Here is a 1,227-nt window from a genome sequence, read left to right on the forward strand (position 1 = left end):
GTGGTCTTCGGGCTGTCCACCGACTACGAGGTGTTCCTGCTCTCGCGCATGGTGGAGGCCCACGACGGGGGCGCGGACACCACCGAGGCCGCGCGGGTCGGCACGGTACGCACCGCCAGGGTGGTCACCGCCGCCGCGACCCTGCTGGTGCTGGTCACCGGAGCGTTCGCGCTGTCGCCGCTGACGCCGATGCGGATGCTCGGCCTCGGCATGATCATCGCCCTGGTCCTCGACGCCACCCTGGTACGCATGCTGCTTGTGCCCGCCACGGTCCGCCTGCTCGGCGCGGCCAACTGGTGGTCGCCGTTCCCGCGCCGGGAACGCGAAGCCGCCGCCCCGGTGGCGGCCGAGTAGGTTCCGGTCCGCCTGTCCCCGGCCCGTGCCGTCTCCGGCGGGCCGGGCGCGCGGCGGTTCCACACTCTTGCGGTCGGGTGCCCGCACTTGTACGCTCGCCGATTATATCGATCGTTATAACCCGGTGCTATCGAAGGAGATACCCATGGCCGCCCCCATCGTCGTCGTGGCAACCATAACCGCAAAGCCCGGCCACGAGGACGACGTCGAGAAGGTGCTCTCCGACGTGGCCTCCGCCGTGCACGCCGAGGACGGTTGCCTGCGTTACGCGCTGCACCGCAAGACCGGCGCGCCCGGCGTGTTCGTGATGGTCGAGAAGTGGGCCTCCCAGGAGGCGCTCGGCGCGCACATGAAGGGCGCGGCCATGCGGCAACTGGGCGCAGGCCTGCGCGATCACCTCGCCGCCGCCCCCGACATCGCGACCCTCGAGGCCGTTCCCGCGGGCGACCCGGTGATCGGCGCGCTCTGATCACCGCTCCGATCGCCCGCAGAAGGGAACGCCGATGACCTACACGACCATCACCTACGCCGTCGAGGACGCGATCGCCACGATCACGCTGAACCGGCCCGAGGCGCGCAACGGCTTCACCGCCGACATGGCGAACGAACTCGGCGCGGCCATCACCGCCGCCGACCTCGACGACGACGTGCGCGTCATCGTCCTCACCGCGACGGGCAAGTACTTCTGCGTCGGCATGGACCTGAGCGCGGGCGGCGGCCAGGAGGACATGGACAGCCCGGACTGGGTGGAGTGGGCGGCCCCCGGCCCGCGCCCCCCAAAACCCCCGCGGCCAAAACCCCAAACACCCCCCAAAAACCCCCCCCACCGCAGCGCGAGAGCACCAAAAACAAACCCCCAAAATGCAAGCGCCC

Annotated in this window: 3 protein-coding genes; all 3 read left to right on the forward strand. The window is 70.7% G+C overall.

Going from position 1 to position 1,227, the window contains the following annotated elements; genetic code table 11:
- On the forward strand, positions 1-354 hold a 354-nt coding region (locus QH283_RS16995), incomplete at its 5' end, for an MMPL family transporter (protein WP_280503968.1).
- Between the two features lie 166 nt (positions 355-520).
- Positions 521-823, forward strand: a complete 303-nt coding sequence (locus QH283_RS17000; protein ID WP_280503969.1) for a putative quinol monooxygenase — start codon at positions 521-523, stop codon at positions 821-823.
- A 34-nt stretch (positions 824-857) separates the two neighbouring features.
- Positions 858-1,227 (forward strand): enoyl-CoA hydratase-related protein (locus QH283_RS17005; protein WP_280503970.1); only part of this gene is annotated, 370 nt, incomplete at its 3' end.

Source organism: Nocardia farcinica, from assembly GCF_029867845.1.
Lineage (GTDB): Bacteria > Actinomycetota > Actinomycetes > Mycobacteriales > Mycobacteriaceae > Nocardia > Nocardia farcinica_A.